Consider the following 1,610-nt stretch of genomic DNA (forward strand, 5'->3'; position numbering starts at 1 on the left):
CGGAAACTGCGGGTGCGGCTGGCGTCGCTTGCAGCCTCGCTACGACAGCGTCTATAGCAAAATCCGGCGCGCTTCGGGTCGCGGGTATGGCCTTAGCGAGGAATGATCGAGATCTTGCCGTCTTTCTCCAAGATCGCGAACTTGATCTGATCGATCCGTTCCAGGCCCTGCGAATGCCGGGCCGCTTCGAGGATGTCGCTTTCGCCGATGCGGGCTTTGCGCACTCGGCGTTCGAGTACCTGGCCGTCCTCGACGATTATCATGGGCTCGCCATCGATCAACTTGGCGATCCATCGCGACTGGTTCTTCAACAGCGACAGGCCGATGTCGAAGACCACCAGCGAAACGATCACCACCATCGCATTGACGATCGAGAAGTCATCGCCCAGCAACGCCTGCTGCGTGGCCTCGCCGATGATCAGCAGCAAGACGAAATCGAAGGTGGTCAGCTCGGAAAGCGTGCGCCTGCCGGCCAGCCGAAAGACCACCAGCACCACCAGATAAATAGCTGCGGCACGAAGTACGGAATCCATGGAGTCTTCCTAGGGGTAGATGAACTGGTTGAGCGTAACGGACTGCCCGTTCAGCCGCGCCACGCTTCGCGCCGGACCTATGCCGTCGGGGCGCAGCGAGAAGTAAGCCGTCGCCCAGCCCTGGGCATCGGGCTGAAATTGCAGCCGCATGCCATTGCCGAAAGCCTCGGCAGTAAGGGGTTGCGGATGAATGCTCTCGACGGTAAAGCGCTCCAGCAATGCGCCATCGATGGCCAGCCAGATCTGCCTGTCGGCCCCGGCGCGGGCTTTTACCTGCAGCTGGCTGGCTGCGCCGTTTCGCTCGAAGCGTTCATATTGAATCTCCAGATCACCGTTGGACGTTTGGGCATCCGTCTGGCTTAGCGGCCCGGTGCCGAACACGCCCAACAATGTGATCGCGACGAGCAGCGACAAGCCGATCCAACCCGCGCGCTCAAGCTTCCAGAGCTTTTCCTGGAAACGCATGTCTTCCTGGATGGGGTAGTCCCGATCGTGGAACTCGTCTTGCTCGGACAATTCGGAAGACATAGGTACAAGTCTTTGATGGCGGAGGCTAAACGGTAGAGCCTGCCCCCATAGCGAAGTTCATCAGGGCGCGCGCTCGGGCATCGGAGCAACGTTGTGACACGGCGCAATGTCGAGGATCAAGCGGGGCGGGTGCATGCTCGTTACAAGCGGGTATAGCGAAAGGCTTACAAACCGTCGTGCTCATTGCCGCTTTAGCCGGCGCTCTGGAGTGCTTAATCTATGCCCATCTCTGAAGCGCAGGACGCGCTCGGGATCAAGGAAGATCGGCCAAGCCGGGAAGGCAATCAGAAGGAATTGAAATGGTCAGAGAAAGCCCGCTTCGACGGGCTTTCTGCTGTCTGGGGGGAGGCAAACCAGGCCGATGACTCACTGATCTCCGAACCCTACGGGAACCTGCGTCGGCATCATCAGCCGTGCCACCGCCTCGAATCGATTTTATAGGCCTGGGAAGTCTTCGCCGAACCATCACGCCAGCAACCACGACGATGGCCTCAGGTAGGTTACGTGACCATGCCGAGCAAATGCTCAGGGCCATTCTTCACACCCTCC

The 1,610-nt window shown here is 59.5% G+C and carries 3 protein-coding genes; 1 reads left to right on the top strand and 2 read right to left on the bottom strand.

The window, feature by feature from the left end; translation table 11 throughout:
* Positions 1-92: 92 nt before the first annotated feature.
* Entirely contained in the window at positions 93-533 is a 441-nt protein-coding gene (locus NA645_RS20070; RefSeq protein ID WP_256050412.1) for a DUF421 domain-containing protein, read from the bottom strand.
* 9 nt (positions 534-542) lie between these two features.
* A complete protein-coding gene (locus tag NA645_RS20075; protein ID WP_256050413.1) occupies positions 543-1,061 on the bottom strand; it encodes a hypothetical protein in 519 nt (172 codons plus the stop codon).
* 219 nt (positions 1,062-1,280) lie between these two features.
* On the opposite strand from NA645_RS20075, the gene NA645_RS20080 reads away from it, so the two are divergent.
* A complete protein-coding gene (locus NA645_RS20080) occupies positions 1,281-1,502 on the top strand; it encodes a hypothetical protein (protein ID WP_256050414.1) in 222 nt (73 codons plus the stop codon).
* The last annotated feature ends 108 nt before the right edge of the window (positions 1,503-1,610 follow it).

The sequence above is a fragment of the Stutzerimonas stutzeri genome, from assembly GCF_024448955.1.
Classification (GTDB): Bacteria; Pseudomonadota; Gammaproteobacteria; order Pseudomonadales; family Pseudomonadaceae; genus Stutzerimonas; species Stutzerimonas stutzeri_AQ.

Coding starts and splice junctions, on each gene's coding strand:
- NA645_RS20070 (WP_256050412.1), bottom strand. CDS start 533: ATGGATTCCGTACTTCGTGCCGCAGCTATTTATCTGGTGGTGCTGGTG.
- NA645_RS20075 (WP_256050413.1), bottom strand. CDS start 1,061: ATGTCTTCCGAATTGTCCGAGCAAGACGAGTTCCACGATCGGGACTAC.
- NA645_RS20080 (WP_256050414.1), top strand. CDS start 1,281: ATGCCCATCTCTGAAGCGCAGGACGCGCTCGGGATCAAGGAAGATCGG.